Annotated in this window: 16 protein-coding genes and 1 pseudogene; 6 read left to right on the forward strand and 11 right to left on the reverse strand. The window is 40.5% G+C overall.

The window, feature by feature from the left end; genetic code table 11:
- Positions 1-112 precede the first annotated feature (112 nt).
- From nusB to RMY63_RS27255, 3 genes are all read left to right on the forward strand, one after another.
- Positions 113-754: a transcription antitermination factor NusB gene (gene nusB / locus RMY63_RS27245; protein WP_322731692.1), complete on the forward strand. Its 642-nt coding sequence runs from the start codon at positions 113-115 to the stop codon at positions 752-754.
- A gap of 204 nt (positions 755-958) precedes the next feature.
- A complete protein-coding gene (gene ftsY, locus RMY63_RS27250) occupies positions 959-2620 on the forward strand; it encodes a signal recognition particle-docking protein FtsY (RefSeq protein ID WP_322731693.1) in 1662 nt (553 codons plus the stop codon).
- A gap of 760 nt (positions 2621-3380) precedes the next feature.
- Complete coding sequence (locus RMY63_RS27255; RefSeq protein WP_322731694.1) at positions 3381-4772, forward strand: PP2C family protein-serine/threonine phosphatase; 1392 nt, start codon at positions 3381-3383, stop codon at positions 4770-4772.
- 572 nt (positions 4773-5344) lie between these two features.
- On the opposite strand, the gene RMY63_RS27260 is transcribed toward RMY63_RS27255, so the two are convergent.
- Positions 5345-6628 (reverse strand): ankyrin repeat domain-containing protein, encoded by a 1284-nt coding sequence (locus tag RMY63_RS27260; RefSeq protein ID WP_322731695.1) that lies wholly within the window; start codon positions 6626-6628, stop codon positions 5345-5347.
- 139 nt (positions 6629-6767) lie between these two features.
- Entirely contained in the window at positions 6768-6947 is a 180-nt protein-coding gene (locus RMY63_RS27265) for a hypothetical protein (protein WP_322731696.1), read from the reverse strand.
- A gap of 60 nt (positions 6948-7007) precedes the next feature.
- Between RMY63_RS27265 and RMY63_RS27270 the strand changes: the two are divergent.
- Positions 7008-8222: pseudogene (locus RMY63_RS27270) on the forward strand (RNA-guided endonuclease InsQ/TnpB family protein).
- Between the two features lie 152 nt (positions 8223-8374).
- The gene (locus RMY63_RS27275; protein ID WP_322731697.1) at positions 8375-8845 is read left to right on the forward strand and encodes a DUF4079 domain-containing protein; all 471 of its coding nucleotides are present in this window, start codon (positions 8375-8377) and stop codon (positions 8843-8845) included.
- Positions 8846-8902: 57 nt separating this feature from the next.
- On the opposite strand, the gene RMY63_RS27280 is transcribed toward RMY63_RS27275, so the two are convergent.
- Complete coding sequence (locus RMY63_RS27280) at positions 8903-9574, reverse strand: DUF1997 domain-containing protein (RefSeq protein WP_322731698.1); 672 nt, start codon at positions 9572-9574, stop codon at positions 8903-8905.
- Positions 9575-9752: 178 nt separating this feature from the next.
- Here RMY63_RS27280 and RMY63_RS27285 point away from each other — a divergent pair, with 178 nt between their 5' ends.
- On the forward strand, positions 9753-10409 hold the full coding sequence (locus RMY63_RS27285) for an NAD(P)H-binding protein (RefSeq protein ID WP_322731699.1): 657 nt from the start codon (positions 9753-9755) through the stop codon (positions 10407-10409).
- 27 nt (positions 10410-10436) lie between these two features.
- Here the strand turns inward: RMY63_RS27285 and RMY63_RS27290 are convergent, their stop codons facing one another.
- From RMY63_RS27290 to hpsB, 8 genes are all read right to left on the reverse strand, one after another.
- Positions 10437-11090: a TIGR04282 family arsenosugar biosynthesis glycosyltransferase gene (locus tag RMY63_RS27290; protein WP_322731700.1), complete on the reverse strand. Its 654-nt coding sequence runs from the start codon at positions 11088-11090 to the stop codon at positions 10437-10439.
- A 32-nt stretch (positions 11091-11122) separates the two neighbouring features.
- Positions 11123-11773 carry a type II secretion system protein gene (locus RMY63_RS27295; protein ID WP_322731701.1) on the reverse strand — a complete coding sequence of 217 codons (651 nt, stop codon included), beginning with the start codon at positions 11771-11773 and terminating at the stop codon, positions 11123-11125.
- Between the two features lie 54 nt (positions 11774-11827).
- On the reverse strand, positions 11828-12793 hold the full coding sequence (locus RMY63_RS27300) for a glycosyltransferase (protein WP_322731702.1): 966 nt from the start codon (positions 12791-12793) through the stop codon (positions 11828-11830).
- A 1-nt stretch (position 12794) separates the two neighbouring features.
- On the reverse strand, positions 12795-13787 hold the full coding sequence (gene hpsE, locus RMY63_RS27305) for a hormogonium polysaccharide biosynthesis glycosyltransferase HpsE (protein ID WP_322731703.1): 993 nt from the start codon (positions 13785-13787) through the stop codon (positions 12795-12797).
- 21 nt (positions 13788-13808) lie between these two features.
- Complete coding sequence (gene hpsE, locus RMY63_RS27310; protein ID WP_322731704.1) at positions 13809-14768, reverse strand: hormogonium polysaccharide biosynthesis glycosyltransferase HpsE; 960 nt, start codon at positions 14766-14768, stop codon at positions 13809-13811.
- A gap of 185 nt (positions 14769-14953) precedes the next feature.
- The gene (locus tag RMY63_RS27315) at positions 14954-15673 is read right to left on the reverse strand and encodes a prepilin-type N-terminal cleavage/methylation domain-containing protein (RefSeq protein ID WP_322731705.1); all 720 of its coding nucleotides are present in this window, start codon (positions 15671-15673) and stop codon (positions 14954-14956) included.
- 38 nt (positions 15674-15711) lie between these two features.
- Complete coding sequence (gene hpsC, locus RMY63_RS27320) at positions 15712-16734, reverse strand: hormogonium polysaccharide secretion pseudopilin HpsC (protein ID WP_322731706.1); 1023 nt, start codon at positions 16732-16734, stop codon at positions 15712-15714.
- Between the two features lie 65 nt (positions 16735-16799).
- Entirely contained in the window at positions 16800-17516 is a 717-nt protein-coding gene (hpsB, locus tag RMY63_RS27325) for a hormogonium polysaccharide secretion pseudopilin HpsB (RefSeq protein WP_322731707.1), read from the reverse strand.
- Positions 17517-17731: the final 215 nt, after the last annotated feature.

Here is a 17731-nt window from a genome sequence, read left to right on the forward strand (position 1 = left end):
CATAGTCACAAGCAAATGCGTAATGTTGTTGTTTAACTGTGCCAAAATTGATAGGCTTGTAAGTTCGTCTTGCCTAGTTAATTCAGTTCTCGCACAATCACTCCTCAGTTTTATGCAACCTCGTAAACCCCAGCAAATTGCTCGTGAATTGGCGCTTTTAAGCCTTAGTCAATTGCCAGTCAACCCCAAGAAATTAGAGAAATTGGAAGACGATCAACTAGTATCCAAGTTGCTACTAGGAGCAGTACGGACTCTAACCTCAGAGGTACAAGATACCCTTGATAATGCCGCAGGTGAACTGCAACGCAGTAACGATCGCCTCTTAAGTAGCCAAACTCGGGCCTCCGACCTCAATACTGCTAGAACCATGCTTCAAGAAGCGATCGCCTGCACCCAGACAGCAATTAATCAGTTGGGTACGGCAGTTGATTTCCCAGTATTGATTCAGTTAGCTAATCAGGACAAGGGAGTTCGGAATTACGCTAAAGAGCTTGTGATTACCGTCAACGAAAATCGACACATTATAGATGAACTCATTTCTGCTGCCTTAGTAGATTGGCAAGTAACTCGCCTCGCCCAAATTGACCGCGATATCTTGCAAATTGCTGTGGCAGAAATGAAGTTCTTAAAAGTTCCAGACAGTATCGCCATCAACGAAGCTGTGGAGCTAGCCAAACGCTACAGTGGAGACGATGGTCATCGGTTTATTAACGGTGTTTTGCGCCGAGTCACTGAGCAGAAAAAAACTGCATAGCCTTTTTTACTTGCCAAAGTGAGGGGGATGAGGGAGATGAGGAAGATAGGGGGACAAGGGGACAAACAAAACTCCTAACTCTTAACTCCTAACTCTTAACTCCTAACTCAGCACTCAGCACTCAGCACTCCTAACGCCCAATGCCCCAAGTTAAATTAAACTCATAACTTATAACTTATAACTCATATAACTAATACTGCTGCAATGGTTTTTAATTGGTTCCGTCGTAAATATAACGATTCCTCTGACACTCCCTCTGATAAGAAACAGGAAGAAACTCTTCCTGCACAAGAACCTCAGCCAGAGCTAGCCGAAATCTCAACACCAACTGCTGAAACTGCTCCAGACACAACGACAGACTTGTTAGCGTTTGCGAAAGCTGCTTACAAAAATATTCAGCAAAAACAAGCCGAGGTAGTAGAAACCCCGGCTGATTCAGCAGATGCCTCAGCAGCATCAGCACAACCTGAAACTGCAGAAACGGTAACTGCAAAAATCGCTGAACCAGAAGCAACTGAGGAAGTTGCTAATACAACCGTAGAAACTACACAGCCAGAGGTTATCCAAGCTGCTAGTGAGGAAGAAATTACAGAAGATTCCTCAGTGGCCGCAATTGCCGAACAGCCAGATGTTTCCAGTTCAGAACTCACGGCAAGTGAAGTTGAACCAACACCCACCGAACCACTAGCTACGCCAGAGGCAACACAGCCAACAGCACCATCGTTCTTAGAGCGGGCGGCGGCAGAACGGCAAGCCAAGCTAGAACAACTAATAGCCACCGCCATTGAAGTTCCAGAACCGGAGGTAGTACAGCCAGTAGCGACAACCTCAGAAACAGGAGAAGAAATTCCCGGACTGCTATTTGATGATGGCTTTGTCTGGTCAGCGAAAGTTCTAGCAGCTCAAGGTAGAAGTGCAGAAGACGTTTCGATTGAAGAAATAACCTGGCTGAAAAAGCTCCGGCAAGGATTAGACAAAACTCGCCGTAGTATTCTCAACCAACTGAAGGCGATCGTTGGTCAAGGGCCGCTTAATCAAGCTGCTGTGACGGAGATTGAGGCATTGCTATTACAAGCTGATGTGGGTGTAGAGGCGACAGACTTTATTATCAATGCTCTACAGACAAAACTTCGAGAAGAAGTTACCGCACCTGAAGAAGCGATCGCTTTCCTAAAAAAAATCCTTCGGGATATGCTGGATGCACCGAGCAAAACCTCTCACAAAACTACCTTCACCCCAGAAAAAGAAACCTTGAATATTTGGTTAATTACTGGGGTGAATGGTGCCGGTAAAACCACCACTATTGGTAAAATTGCCCATCTTGGACAAAAATCTGGCTATAAATGCTTGATTGGGGCAGCAGACACCTTCCGTGCTGCCGCCGTAGAACAGGTGAAGGTTTGGGGTAGTAGAAGCGGCGTGGATGTAATTGCTAATCCGGGAAAGAATACAGATCCGGCAGCAGTTGTATTTGATGCGATCGCAGCCGCACAAGCACGTCAAACCGAATTGCTTCTGGTAGATACAGCTGGGCGATTGCAAAACAAGAAAAATTTAATGGACGAACTCGGTAAAATCCGGCGAATTATCGATAAAAAAGCCCCAAATGCCAAGGTAGAATCACTATTGGTTCTAGATGCCACTTTGGGTCAAAATGGACTGCGGCAAGCCGAAGTTTTTTCCCAAGCTGCCCAACTCAGTGGTGTTGTCTTAACCAAGCTAGATGGCACTGCCAAAGGCGGCGTTGCTCTTGCCGTTGTGCAGCAGCTAGGTTTACCTATTCGCTTTATTGGTGCTGGCGAAGGAATTGAAGACCTACGTCCCTTTTCGAGCTATGAGTTTGTCGAAGCTCTCTTGAGTGGTTAGTTAAAAAATTTCGAGTGAAAAATTTTTCTTAACAAACTTAGGACTTACCCAATACTGTATGATTCTTCTCTGAGAGACGCTGCGCATTGGCGTAAGCCTCTGACAGAGAAGGAGATTCGATAAATTAAGCTTTTTAGCTATTTTTTCGTAAGTCCTAAAACTGATAAATTTAGGATGACTGATCTGTTATTATCACTTGAACTAACTAGAAACAGATCAAGTCCTAAAATTATGAATTTGTCACAATAAATGGGTGACTTTTGCTAAAATTTCTAGCTAATGCCCTTTTTGAAGTCTTAAACGGGCTTTTTAAATGTAGTAGTACGGTATTTAGTGCTACATACAAAAGCTCCTAGACTTTTATCTTGCAGCCATTGAAAAGGGAATCGAAAAGTCTCCTAGTTGCTTCTGCCCAAACAGTCCCTCTGAAAGCGTTATAAATTATTCTTTGAATAAAGTATTTTTATGACTTTAGAGATATGCTTTGGTAATTAAGTTATGAAAAAATGAAAAATTTTCTGATATATCAGCAAAACTGGTAATTTTTACGGGTAGAATTTGGACTAAAAATACATGATTTGAAATTACTAATATTCCATCAGAAATACAAGAAGCAAATAAAATACTTATAAAATTTGCCTGTTACGTCTTTATACTCTTGCTAAAATGGCAAGTCTTGTCTAAATATGGTTTAGCAATGCCAAAGCCAAAAGATTTATAAGTAATCTAAAATCTGCCAATATAAAGTGCAATAATACCTGTGCCTGTGTCTCAACTGCCCTCTCAACCCACTGATAATAATAGTAGTGCCAGCACGGATGTCACACCAGTCGTGGCACTCAAAGAACTCGTGGCAAGGTTGCACCGGGAACAGAACAAAATTCAAGATTTGCTAAGTTCTTTAGGATTTGCCCTGAGAAGTTTCAATAATTTGAATCAGTTTTTGGAACTGATTCCGCTGATGGCAACAAGAGTAACAGATGCAGACGGTAGCGCCCTGTTTCTCTACAAACCTAATGGTCAAGTCAGGTTAGAACAGTTACATTGGCAAGATAGTGGCCAGCGCAAGAATATCCGCAAAGCGCTAGAAATAGCCAGTAGTCAAATTACGCTTTTGCCCAATACTGCCCCCGTAGCGAAAGCCACGGGGATTTTGGATGACCAGATGCATCGCTATTTGGGGCCAGATGTGCAAATCTTTGGTACAGCGATTCTGATAAAGCATACAGAACGGGGATGGCTCTATGTCTTGAGCCGCGATCCAGAATATAGTTGGACAGAAACCAGGCAAAAGTTAGTTAGGTTAGTGGCAGACCAAACAGCAGTAGCGATCGAAAACGATGAACTAGCTGTAGAACTAAGAAAAAAAGAACGCCTAGACCAAGAACTAGAAATTGGCGCAGAAATTCAACGGCGACTTCTACCACGTCAATGCCCTACAATTCCTGGTGCAGTCCTAGCGGCACGCTGTAAACCTGCCAATCGCGTCGGCGGAGACTACTACGACTTTATTGCTACCAATCATAATAAGATTCAGCCCAAGATCAAAGGTGCCACCGAAACTAGTCGCTGGGGTTTGGTTATTGGAGATGTCATGGGCAAAGGTGTCCCTGCTGGGCTGATTATGACGATGATGCGGGGAATGCTACGAGGAGAAGTGCTACATGGTAATTCCCCCGCCAGAATTCTACAAAACTTAAATAGGGTTATGTATGCGGATTTGGAAAATTCCCATCGCTTTGTAACACTATTTTACTCAGAATATAACCCCCACAGTCGAATTCTGTCTTATAGCAATGCGGCACACAATCCTCCTTTATGGTGGCACGCAGCTACAAAAACTGTCACCCGTTTAGATACTTTGGGAATGTTAATCGGTTTGGATGCTAACAGCCAATATGAAGATGCCCAGGCACAGCTAGAGCCTGGAGATACAATTATTTATTATACAGATGGCTTAACTGATGCCGCTGCTGCTGGTGGCGATCGCTTCGATGAAGACAATTTTGTGACTGGCTTCAATACGGCTTGTAAATATTGCAATGGGCCAGAGGAGATTGTGGATTACCTATTTGACCAAGTTCAGCAATTCATCGGTGCTGATAAACAAAACACTGATGATATGACACTAGTTGTTCTGCAAATCTTATAATCATTGGCTATTTATACTCGTTCAAGTCATGAGTCAATGCTTGAGTTTATGGTGACAGAGGATGCACCACAATGATTTCACTAAATTTAATTTTTATTTATTTTTATTTGAGTTTCTGTAGCGATCTCTCAAACGTTTGCATATCAACCTTTTTTGGTAATTGTTTGTATTTAGCCTTTCGGATAAAAATATAAAAAATGATCGTTAGAATACTTTTCTGTTCAATTAAAAACTATATATTTTGCACATCTAGCACAGTAGGAAACGCCAAGGGGGAGAGCAGGTAAAAGGTAAAATGTACAAGGTAAAAAGTAAAAGGTAAATTTACTTCTTCATTTTTGCTTTCTTTCTATCCTTGTGACGCAAGCATTTGGTCTGCTCCCTTTTGGCGTTTTAATTTTTTCTTTCTCCGCCGTAGCAAGTTCACAACAGCTACGACGGAGTTTTGCTTTCTTTGTTTCTTCGGTCTAGATTTGGTTTTTTTAAACTTCCTTGGTATTTAAGCTGTTAACCTTCATTTAATAATTTGTCAAGAGATTTCTGAAAATATTTTAGATGAAGAAATTAGATTGCTATTCTTGCGCCCCAGCTTTTTGCAGACTCCGCACCACATTCTTATAACCATTAAATTCTGCAATCATCAAAGCAGTATAACCACCCCGGTTTTTCAAATTCACATCTGCCCCAGCTTGGAGTAATAACTGCACAATTTCGCCATAACCTGCTGAAGCAGCCCACATCAATGATGTGGCCCTGGCTGAGTCTTGAAAATTCACATCTGCCCCCTTTGCCAGCAGCAAATGTACGATCTCTTTGTGTTTGCGTTCGGTTGCCTTGATCAAAGCAGTTTTGCCATCATCCCCTGGAATGTTGACATCAGCACCATAGTCTAACAACACTTGCACCGTTTGGGTGTGTCCTTGTGATGCAGCCAACGTTAAAGGTACTTCACCAAGATTTTTCCCATTTATATCTCCGCCAGAACGTAGCAGTGCCTCAACAATGTGGCTATGCCCCTGCAATGCTGCTACAAGCAGTGGTGTATCGCCCAGGTGGTTGCTAATTTGGACATCTGCACCCCTGTTAAGTAATATTTGCACGACATCAATGTAGCCTTCCACAACGGCAAGGTGTAAGGCAGTTTCACCATCTTTATCTTGGAGATTAATCTCACCACCTCCATCTAGTAAAGCTGCTGCGATCGCACTGTGTCCAGCCGCCGCTGCTGCCGATAGGGCAGTTCCACCATCAGCGTTTTTCACATTCACATCAGCCCCTGCTGCTAACAGTGCTTCTACAATCTCCAGATGTCCCAAGTCTGCCGCTAGCATTAAGAGTGTCTCACCTTCCTCATCGTGGATATTGACATCGACACCAGTTTGAAGAATTGCTTCTATAATTTCTATTTTTCCCTGCTTAACGGCGAGTTTCAACGCCGTATCATCATCTTTATCAGCGATATTAACTTGGGCACCAGCAGCCAATAAAACTCGCACTACATCGATATGACCTTTGAGTACTGCTGCCATTAAAGCTGTACTGCCATCTTCATTAGTGGCATTGACATCCGCACCTCTAGATAGTAAAAGTTGCACAATGTCAAGCTGTTTGGCACTAGCCGCCAACATCAAAGCCGTCAAACCATAGAGTTTTCTGGGCAAGTTGATATTTGCCCCAGCATCCAACAGCGATCGCCCAATTTCGGTGTAGCCTAGATTAGCAGCAAACATTAACGCCGTAGTGCCTTGGCGATCGCACGCGTCCACCCTCGCACCAGCAGCCAATAGCGTACACAGACCCTTGATATCGCCACTTTTAGCAGCTTTTAGCAGCAAAGTATCGTTGTTTTCAGTCATGAATGAGATCCCACACAGGGGGTTTTGTTCGTCTACCCTCAAAATTTAGCTTAAACCAAAAGAAGCCCCACACTGTACCTGTACGGCTGACAGTGTTGGGATGAATTTTGGGACAAAAACGAAACACCCTTTGACCAAATCAAACCGTAGGTTTGACAGGAAGAAGGGTAGTTGAGTTTTTGTCAATTTCTGGCATTGGTAATCCATCAATACATTCTTCAATTACCTGAGTCATAGTTTTATCCTTACTCGCTGCATATAAGCGTACTTTGTTTAACCTGCGTTCTGATATTCGGATTTTTAATTCTTTATTTTTCATTTTTGTTCCCTCAAATATCCCACATTTATGTTAGCATAGGTATACAAGTAGGTGGTAAAAGTGTTGAAAGCAGTTAAAGTTAGGCTATATCCAACAACCGAGCAAGAAATAGTTCTATCCAAGTCGTTCGGCTGTGCTAGATGGTATTATAACTACGCCTTAAATGCTTGCATTCAGCACTATCAAGATACAGGAAAATCGTTAAAGTTAAGTGTATACAAGGCTTATTTACCTCAGCTAAAAGTAGAGCATCCTTGGTTGAAAGAAGATTGTTATTCTGCTGTTTTGCAGTGCGTAGCAATCAATCTGAACAAAGCTTATACTAACTTTTTGGAGGGAAGAGCTAAGTTTCCTAGATTTAAATCAAGGTTTGATAAGCAGTCAATTCAGTATCCACAAAACGTTGAAGTTGTGGATAACTGCTTAAAAGTTCCTAAAATTGGTGAAGTAAAAGCAATATTTCACAGACCAATCAATGGAAAAGTAAAAACAGTTACTCTTAGCAAAACTCCTACAGATAAATACTTTGCTTCGATACTGCTTGAAACAGAGGCGAACACAAATCAATATGCAGGCGATAAGACATTGGGTATAGACTTGGGCATTAAAGATTTTGCTATTGTTCATGATGGCAATGAAGTTACCAAGCATTCAAACCCAAAATATTTTAAACGCCACGAGAAAAATCTAGCACGCAAGCAAAAAAAGTTTGCTCGTAAACTTAAAGGAAGTAATTCGAGAAACAAGTAGAGAAAACTCGTAGCCAAGGTTCATGAACGAGTATCAAATTCCCGCCAAGACTTCCTACATAAATTAAGTAGGAAATTGGTAGACGATAGCCAAGTCATCATTGTTGAAAATCTCAATGTTAAGGGAATGGTACGAAACCGCAAGCTGTCAAAGTCAATATCCGATGTAGGTTGGGGGATGTTTGTCAACTTCCTAGACTACAAGTTGAAAGCGAAAGACGGTCAACTCGTAGAAATAAGTCGCTTCTTCCCAAGTTCTAAAACCTGTTCATGTTGCGGTCATGTCATGGATGAGTTGACACTCGATATCCGTGAGTGGGATTGTCCCAAATGTGAAGCTCGTCATGACCGTGATGGTAATGCAGCATTGAACATCAGAACTGAAGGAATTCGGATATTAAATCATGACGGAGGGAACCCCGTTGTTGCTGATGGAGGCTGTGTCAGACCACCTACTCTTTTGGGCAAGGGGCAACGGTCAATGAAGTCAGAAGCCTACACTGACCTAGCAGTACAGTGTAGGTAGTTCACTCTGAGATTGTTTATCCACTTTGGCAAGAGGGCAAAGAAAAATAGTCGGGGGAGGTGGAGAAGTCTTTTTTAATTTGTGCAAATTTAAGCACAGAAAATAGAGTTATGCTAATTTTTATGAAGATTTAATCATTAGGCGAGAACACGATGAGTCTGGAACCTTCTACGTCGGTGAAATATTGGCTGAACTTCTTCCATCCGGTGCTCATGTGGGCGCTATTAGTACTTTCAATTTATGCTGCCTATTTAGGACTGCAAGTACAGCGTACCAGAAATGCTCAGGGAGAAGAAAAGAAACAACTGATTAAAGGTAAATATAACGTCAGACACTACCAAATCGGGTCTATCCTCCTAGCTTTGATGGTGGCAGGTGCAATTGGAGGGATGGGTGTCACTTACATCAATAACCAAAAGTTATTTGTCGGGCCTCACCTGCTAGCAGGACTGGGTATGACGGGTATGATTGCATTTTCTGCTGCTTTGTCGCCTTATATGCAGAAAGGGGCAAATTGGGCACGTGCGATTCACATTTTGTTGAATTTTACCCTTTTGGGACTTTTTGCTTGGCAGGCTGTTACTGGGGTGGGAATTGTCCAAAAACTTCTCACTCAAGCCTAGTCATTTGTCCTTTGTCATTTGTCATTAGTGTATGAGCAATGACAAAGGACTGTTGACTCAGCGCTTTTTCTTAGAATTAGCAGGAAAAGGTATTTCCAAAGATTTATGAAAATCTTCCTGAACTTTGCGAGTTAAGCGGCGGGAAACTTGGCGGACAATTTGATTAAGTAAGCGATCGCCTGTAGATTGAATTATAGACTGGGGTAATCGCTGAATAAACCGGGGAAAGTGAAGATAAACTATCAAATCCAATTCCCATTCAACTCTTGTAACCTTACTAATGCTAGTGGAAACATCGGTTTCTATTAACTGTAGAGATGCACGATAGTCTACGTCATAACCAGGCGGTTGGTAGTCAGGAATAGGGATTGTACGGATGCGGTAAATACCCTCCTCTGGAGGCAACAATTCCAAACCTATTTTCGGTTCTACTTCATAACCAAAAGAACCAAAACGACCAATTACTAAAGCATAGCCATTTTCCCCAAGTGATTGTACCTTCATGGGTTCAGCACAGCGCGAAAACCATGAAGCGTGAGCATTTAGATACTCAGCAACCTTCTCTACTGGGGCAGCCATTTCCATAAAATCTTGATAACGACCGTAAAATTTTGTGAGCGTCGCTACATTTGGTTCTGCTAATGTGTCCTCGGCTTCTTGGCTGGACGCTACAGGTAAAACTGCTTCTGTTATTTCCCAGGATTTATATTCGCCTTTTCTTGAAAGCATAAATGCATTACTGTATATTTTGGCGTTAGTCTATATTAATGATTCCCCACACACCTGGGTCATTTCGCATTCAGATCCCATTTTGACCGAAACCTCATTAATCTGCGATCGACTCCATAGAATTACTAAAATAAAGAACAGAACAAGCACACAATAGTTTCCCAGGATAGCATTTATCATGAAAGCATTTGTAGCAGGGGCAGCAGGTGAAACAGGTCGGCGGATTGTGCAAGAATTGATCGCGCGGAACATTCCCGTTCGAGCCTTGGTGCGGGATATAGAGAAAGCTAGAGGTATTCTGTCTCCTGAAGCCGAATTAGTGGTAGGCGACGTATTACAACCAGAAAGTTTAACTGCTGCCTTGGGAGATAGCACAGTTGTGTTGGTTGCGACTGGAGCAAAACCTAGCTTTGACCCCACTGGCCCCTATAAAGTGGATTTTGAAGGGACTAAAAATTTAGTAGATGCTGCTAAGGCAAAGGGAATTGAGCATTTTATCTTAGTTTCTTCTTTGTGTACTTCCCGGCTTTTCCATCCGCTGAACTTGTTTTGGCTAATTTTGTTGTGGAAAAAACAAGCTGAAGAGTATATTCAGAAAAGTGGTCTTACTTATACGATTGTCCGGCCTGGGGGGTTGAAGAATGAAGACAACTCCGACCACATCGTAATGCAGAGTGCAGATACACTGTTTGATGGTAGCATCCCCAGGCAGAAAGTCGCCCAAGTTGCTGTTGAGGCGCTGTTTGAAGCCGATGCACGCAATAAAATTGTCGAAATTGTTGCTAAACCTGAAGCAGTCTCAAAAAGCTTTAAGGAGCTATTTCAGCAGTGCTGATATTTCCCAAGATTTTATTGCTTCTGTCTAAAGTGATCGCTCCATCTTTCCTGCAAGGGCTTGTTCCCAAATTGACAAATCCTCCGGTCGGTCAACATCAGCTAAGGGCAACAAGTCCACGTATGATAAATTAAGTTTCTGGGCAATATCCACCGTTTTCTGGAATACTTGAGCAGTTCCCCACTCGATGTTAACGAATAGCTCCGGGATGGGTTGGCACAAACCAATTAAGTAATATCCACCATCGATCGCAGGCCCAAGTACGAGGTCAAAGGCGTGTAACTTCTCAAAAGCTGTTGCTAAAATCTGGGCATTCACTCCGGGGCAATCTGTACCAATGATAATTACTTTTTCTGCACCAGATTGAAAAGCATCAAAAAGCGATCGCGCCATCCGCAAACCTAGATCCCCTTCACCTTGAGACTGGTAAACCAAATCCAACCCCAGCCAGTCTTGCATAAGTTGCGAATCGCCACCTGCAAATCGCACTTCTACAGATATGTCAATGGCTTTTTGCAATTCTTTAACCTGAAATATTGTATGCTCAGTCATTTCTCGTTGAAGATTGGCAGCACCAACATTTCCCAAAACAGGTATCAATCGAGTTTTTGTCCTACCTGGTTCTGGATAGCGAGTGAAAATAATCAGATGCTGTTTTGGGCTTGCTGGTAAGTTCAGCACAAAATACCTTGTTTGAATCAACTAAAAATATCTTAATAGCAATACTTGTCGTTTTCGTTAGCTCTAGCATGATCTTTTCCCATTCGCATAGCCCCCAAAATAGTAGAAACATAGACACAACGTCTAGCTTTACCACCATTCAAGCTGTAGAAGGTTATCTGTCCTAATCCGCCTACTGTACACTGATTTCCAATTTCAGAGATAGGACAACCGTGATAGTTAAATAAAACTCGCCACATTTGCTGTGAAGGGTGTTTTAGTAAAGTTGTCTCCTTTTTTCCTTTATTGTTTTCCTCTTCATCAATGCGAATGTTTGGCTCAAGGTTATGCCATAGGTTGCCATTGTTTTTAACAGTATCAGGAATGAATTGTCCTGCCTCTGCTTGATGAACTGCCCATTGCACGACACCATTTTGTATGCGAAAACTGGTTTGCCTAGTCAATTTATCTTTAGTGGCTTGGCTTTGCGCTTGGCGCATAGCATAATAAACCTCATTTTGGGTAGCGTTGAGACGGCGAGTTTCCACAAAAGCCAGCCAATTGGATATTCCGATCGTAGCTAATATACCAATTAATACAATAACTCCTAACATCTCTGGTAAGGTAAAACCACTGTTAGAATGATTATTCTTCAAGAGGTTTTTTGCATAAACTAAAGGCGGTAGATGCACTAGGCTATCCATTTTCCTTCTGATAGTTTTTCAGCTACCTAGCTGTTAAACAAAGCTTCAGTTTTTTTAACTTTTTGCTTCGTGCTGATTAGTAATATTGTCGAGCAATCTAGGCATTAAAAGGATTATGAAAATTTTTAATAATAATTTTAAAGTGAAAGTTATACGCTGAAGCCTTAAAGAATTATTCAGAATATAATTCCATAAAAATTTAGCCGCAGTTAAAGCTTTTTGTCGATTAAACGGCTTTTGTAGGGCTTTACATGTCAGATATTTATATAAATTTGTTAGGCTTAGATTCCAATTATCCTTAAGTGCTAAGGGTCTTTCTTTATATGCTCTCTCAAGCACCTGCAAGCAAGCTTTTTCTTGCCTTACAAGATTAGAAGAAACTGAATTAGCACTTATTCTGTACAATATTTGTACAGATGGTACGCATACAAAATCAAACTGGCCAGCTAATCGCAACCACATATCCCAATCTTGAGCAGCACTTAGAGATTCGTCAAATCCACCTAATTTGAGCAAAGCTTCTCTACGAATCAAAGGATTCGAGCCATTTTCTAAAAAGTTTGTCAACAATAACTTTTCATAAACGTCTCCATTAGCTATAACGTGTGTACCTGAGAGTACTATTTCACTATTTTCATCGATATAATCAGTCCAACTGTAAGCAACTGTCGCAGTAGCGTTTTCTTGCAGAGCCTTTAACTGAGACTGAAGCTTATCAGGCGTCCAAAGATCATCCGCATCTAAGAAACTAACAAATTCTCCAACTGCAAGCTGTAGACCTCGGTTACGACTAACGTTTCCGCCAGCATTGGTATAAGAAAATATTTTTATTCGGGGATCTTTAATTTGTGTAACAACATCTAAAGTTGAGTCTTCTGAACCATCATTAATTACAATTAATTCTAAATCGTTCAAAGTTTGATTTAAAACAGATTGAATTGTGTGATGAATAGTATTTTCACTATTATAAGCAGGGATAATTACAGAAGTTTTTGGCAAATGTTGACTATAGTTAATCATTTTATAGGGCTAATTTATTTTTTAATCCTTTGCGAAAATTAGATTTTAAGTAGTAAAAAGGACTTATCATACTAGCTAAGTAAAATTCAATTTCAAAAAGTGCAATTAGATTACTTTTCAATTGCCCTCTATACTGAATAAGGTGCTGTAATACTCGGCGTAAATTCCCTAAAACAGTTTTCATAAACACTATTGGCTTTTGCCAATTTTTAGTATTTATCAAGCTTAATTGGAAAATACACAAGCCACAACCGCGTGCCAGAGTTAAGAGATAATCTCTCTCAAGTCGCCAATGTGGTATTTGATGATAGGTGTGCATGGTAGGGTTATACCAAATTTGCCAGCCTGCATAATGTATATAAAGCAATGGTTCATAGTCATCACCCTGTACCAAAATACCAGGAAGTTTCCCACTTAAATTAGGCCGCTGTGGTACATTTTCACACCATACCTGTTTCCGAACAACAAGCGCCGCACCAGGAGGAAGTCTTAAATTATCTGCGTCAAACAAATATGGATTTGAACCATGTTCTCTGATAGCTAAAAAAGCTTGAATTCTTTCAAAATTTTCTGGCGGGTTTACTTCAAAATCACCATGAATCTGTCCACTCCAAGCACCTGCTTGAGGATGCTCTAATCCAAAGGTATATGCTTCTGATAACCAATCAGGAGCAGGTAAGTTATCATCATCTAAAAATGCGATTAGCTGCCCTTTGGCTTCACGTACTGCTCGCAATCTGGCAAAAGCTGCTCCCTGTTCGGGTTCTAAAAAATATCTTAAATGACAGTTTCCATCATATATTTTTTGGTAATTCTGAATTATTTCATACGTATTATCAGAACTATTATTATCCACAATAATAATTTCCCAGCTAAGTTGTTCTACTCCTGTCTGGGTTAATAGCTTATCCAAAATTTTTGGTAAACGGTTTGCTCCATTGTATGCAGGAATGGCTACGCTAATATCTAAATTTTCATCTGCTAATTCAGTCATAATACCTAATATTTTAATAATTTATTTTTTAAAGTATCCATTTTTCCAAAGATAAAAAGGACTAATGAAACTACTTAAAAAAAGTTCCATTTCGCAAGCAGCTACCAAATCATTTTTCAGATCAGTTCGATATTTGAGTAGGTGTAACGTGATTTTACGCAAATCATTTATCATATAAGATAAAAGAGCAAATGGTCTATATATTTGTTTTATATTAACCATTCTAGTTACACAACGGCTAAGTCCAATCCCTCGGAAGAATGGAATCAAATAATCTTTTTGCAAACGTAACTTTGGTATTTTGTGTGATATTTCCATTTCGGGGTTATACCAGATTTCCCATCCTGATTTTTGGAGATAAGACAACATTTCTAAATCTTCACTAGTAAGCATATTGTCTTTAACTCTACCAGTTAAAATAGACTTATTTGGTACACTTTCTAACCATGCTTGTTTACGAACAACAAGTCCGGCAGAAGGGGGTAGTAATTTTTTAAATGCTTCATATAATAGCGGTAGACTACCCCGCTCTGTAATTGCTAAGAATGGAGCAATTCGCTTAAAGTTTTCCGGTGGTTCTACTTCCCAGTCTGGGTGAATTTGGCTGCCATAAGCTCCCGCTTTGGGATATTTTTCACCAAAAGTATAAGCTGCGACTACCCAATTTGATACTGGGTAGTTGTCATCATCTAGAAAACCTATGAATTTACCTTTAGCTTCTAAAACTGCCTTTTTTCGAGCATAAGCTGCGCCTTGTTTTGCTTCAAAGCAATACTTTAAAGGGTAAGGACATCGCCAATCTTTTTGATAGGTTTGAACAACTTTAGCTGTATTATCAGTGCTGTTATTGTCTATAACTATAATTTCCCAAGATAAATTTTCGGTGTGAAGTTGGTTTTGTAGTCGTTCTAGCAGTTCAGGCAAACGACTTTCACCGTTATAAGTTGGGATAGCTACAGTAAAATCAAGGTTCTCAGTCATTTTCCGAAAAGTATATTTTGATGATGCTTTTTATTATGTTCAGGCAATGGTTAATTTATCAATGGCTCTTAAATAAATCTATCAAATATTAAAACTGCAGATGATGTTTCAATTTTGCTATCAACGTGCAATTTTATGTTCAGCAATATTACGTATTTTTAAATAAATAGTGGTATTTAAATTACTTAACTGCATTTATCATCTTTTGCTGTCAGCATTGAGCCTAAGAGAGTTTTCACAATGACGCATCGCTTTACGCTACTAGCTGATGTAGGATTTGCAGAGCTTGGTACAGCTACCACTATTTTTAACCCGGGTGGCTCTGTACCTGCTGCCACTGTTCCAAAGTTATTTGGCAGAGTTAGAGCTCCCATATAGTCAAAGGTAATTTTTGCTGATGTACTTAAAGGGTAGGATACAGGAGAATTAGTAGTAGTATTAGCAATGTTTTCCCCACTAAGATTTCCACCTAGCAAAAATTTATCAGAATTGGCTCCCACATCGCCCCCTAAAGGTTTCCATGTCCATGTGGCGGTTGCTGTATCGGTACGATAAATAGCAACTTCTACATTTTGGGTTGTGCTATTTCTTTGAAAACTGACACTGTAGCTAAGTTTTTTGTTTTTAGCTTCGCGCTGTGCTTGTTGCAGTGCAGCGAAAACGGCGTCGTTAACCTTATTTATCCGTTGCCGATTTACAAAGGCAGCCCAACCAGGAGCTGCGATCGCTGCTAAAATTCCTACTAACAGCAGTACTACTATTAACTCTATAAGACTAAATCCAGGATCTTGTTGATTGTAGCCATTGGTAGAGGGTCTGTTTGCTAAATATTGCTGCTTTAGCTTTGTTTCTCGGCTGTGTAACTGGAAAGAATCTAATAGTCTTAAACTAGGAATATTTGGCATACTATCCTGCTTTTATTAATATTTGTCAAAGATAGAAGCTATTTGGTAAAGATGAAGCTGCTTCCTTGAACCTTAATGTTTGCACTCGGAAAATAACTAGATTTACTCTGCGCGTAACGTACTTTAGTTTCATCATTTTGTATTAGACGAGCTTGTGCATTACCCCTTAAATAAACTTCAACAGCACTTCTATTATCTGCACCAACCGAATTAACACAAGCATAGAAGCCTCTTCTAACAATCGTTGATGGAACTCGTTGAAAAACTAAGCTAGTAGGGGCAGGGCAAGTTATTGATGCTGCTGTAACTGTCGGGGTTTCGTCTGTTATTGTTGTTTGATCTATAAAATCAACCAGAACCACGGGATCTTGATTGTAAGTTCCCCCTCCTGTCCAACTATTCATTTTTCCTTGTAATGTTATGCCTTTTTGGGATAAATCAAAAGGCTTAAAACCTATATCTGGACATCGACTATATTTTTCAGTAAATCCACTACAAGTACTTCCAGTACTATTTGTAACGCCATCTTTAATTTGCCATCTGGCGATGCGGGCAGCCTTAGACCAGTTAGGATTACTGTCTTTAATTAAATAGTAAGCTACCAATGAGTATACAAAAGAATCATCTTTAAATTGAACCACATCTGAAGAATTTTTAGTTTCAACAGCGTTTTGGCTAAATTCTCGTTTCCAAAAGACAAGCACAGGAACTTTATCTGTTGGGCTAGGTAGTTGATTCCCAGTTGTACTTGCATTTGGGCAAGTAGTATCAACAGTACCGCTTAGACAAGCAATTCCAGTAGCATCATATATATATATTGCTTGTTGGAGATCGCGAGTGATATAGTCAAGGGCTGCTTTAATTTCTTGCTCAGAGGTTGCTTTGGCTTGTTCCTGACCATCAGTATTTAAAACACTGATCATAAAACCTAGTAACGGCGTAATTACTAAAAATGCAATGAGCATAGCCACTAGTAATTCAATCAGGGTAAAGCCACTATTTTTGTTTTGCTTGTGAGAGGGTTTTAGCTGAGTACTTAACAGCCACCTCAATATATTCATTTTGCTACAGGTTCTCCTTAGTGACCGATACTGAGTTATGAAATTATTTATGTTTACCAGGTTAATTATGGTTGACAACCACCAAGGCGATCGCACAAAGCGTTATAGGAACTTTGACCCCTGACAATTTCAGTTGTCATTTCTACTAGTGGTGCTTTGCGATCGCCTAGTCCTCCGGTGAATGTTGCTGCTGTTTTTCCATTGCTATCACTACTTTTTTTCAAGCTACCAGTACCGATGAAGGCATCTGAACGATATACCCGAACTCCCAAACGATAGCTTTGACCACTATCAATTTGAGTGGTACTTGTGCTGATAATTCCAACTGCATTGCCAAAAGCCTGAATGTAAAACTGAACTGGGCTGGTTGTTTTGTAGGTTGTACAGTCGCTTGGTAGAGTTATTTTCCCATCATTGTGAAAGCAATATAAACTAGTTGCGTCTGCGGGAACAGCTGCACTACTGATTAAATAGTCACCACTGGTAGTTGAACTTGATACTGTTCTAGGTGAAGTAGCGGTTGCAGCACTGAGTGGGGTAGGAGTTGATACTTGAGATTCTGCAATTGTTTTAGACTTAATAGCATCAATGAAGGCTTTAGCCGCTCCTGTTGCTAATTCGACCCGTTTAGCTTGCACACGAGTTGCTGTTGACATTACTAGGACAGGTGCGATCGCTACTAGCAAAATGGCAACCACGAGGATCGCTACAAGCGACTCAATGATCGTAAAACCTGACTCGTTAGACTGGGCAGATAATTGTTGTAGTTGGCGTGGGTTCATATTCAATTTCTTAATAAGGCTATGTTTTAAAGTAATTTGCGATCGGGTGTAAGCTAAAAAACATCTAATTTGCATAATCGAATTAAATATAACTCTTGTGGGGTGGGCATCCTGCCCGCCCAGCTTATGCAATTTAAATGTGGAACAGCTTAATACATTCGTAACCTCTCTCCAAACCTCTTCCCCATTAAGGGAAGGAGGCTAGGTCTGTTAAC

Source organism: Nostoc sp. ChiQUE01b, assembly GCF_034531255.1.
Taxonomy (GTDB): Bacteria; Cyanobacteriota; Cyanobacteriia; order Cyanobacteriales; family Nostocaceae; genus Nostoc.

Bases quoted from the DNA above. Each gene is read 5' to 3' on its own strand.
- RMY63_RS27280 (WP_322731698.1), bottom strand. From the start codon at position 9,574: ATGCTTTCAAGAAAAGGCGAATATAAATCCTGGGAAATAACAGAAGCA.
- hpsE (WP_322731704.1), bottom strand. From the start codon at position 14,768: ATGACTGAGAACCTTGATTTTACTGTAGCTATCCCAACTTATAACGGT.
- RMY63_RS27260 (WP_322731695.1), bottom strand. From the start codon at position 6,628: ATGACTGAAAACAACGATACTTTGCTGCTAAAAGCTGCTAAAAGTGGC.
- RMY63_RS27300 (WP_322731702.1), bottom strand. From the start codon at position 12,793: ATGATTAACTATAGTCAACATTTGCCAAAAACTTCTGTAATTATCCCT.
- hpsB (WP_322731707.1), bottom strand. From the start codon at position 17,516: ATGAACCCACGCCAACTACAACAATTATCTGCCCAGTCTAACGAGTCA.
- RMY63_RS27315 (WP_322731705.1), bottom strand. From the start codon at position 15,673: ATGCCAAATATTCCTAGTTTAAGACTATTAGATTCTTTCCAGTTACAC.
- ftsY (WP_322731693.1), top strand. From the start codon at position 959: ATGGTTTTTAATTGGTTCCGTCGTAAATATAACGATTCCTCTGACACT.
- hpsE (WP_322731703.1), bottom strand. From the start codon at position 13,787: ATGACTGAATTAGCAGATGAAAATTTAGATATTAGCGTAGCCATTCCT.
- nusB (WP_322731692.1), top strand. From the start codon at position 113: ATGCAACCTCGTAAACCCCAGCAAATTGCTCGTGAATTGGCGCTTTTA.
- RMY63_RS27295 (WP_322731701.1), bottom strand. From the start codon at position 11,773: ATGGATAGCCTAGTGCATCTACCGCCTTTAGTTTATGCAAAAAACCTC.
- RMY63_RS27275 (WP_322731697.1), top strand. From the start codon at position 8,375: ATGAGTCTGGAACCTTCTACGTCGGTGAAATATTGGCTGAACTTCTTC.
- RMY63_RS27265 (WP_322731696.1), bottom strand. From the start codon at position 6,947: ATGAAAAATAAAGAATTAAAAATCCGAATATCAGAACGCAGGTTAAAC.
- RMY63_RS27285 (WP_322731699.1), top strand. From the start codon at position 9,753: ATGAAAGCATTTGTAGCAGGGGCAGCAGGTGAAACAGGTCGGCGGATT.
- hpsC (WP_322731706.1), bottom strand. From the start codon at position 16,734: ATGAATATATTGAGGTGGCTGTTAAGTACTCAGCTAAAACCCTCTCAC.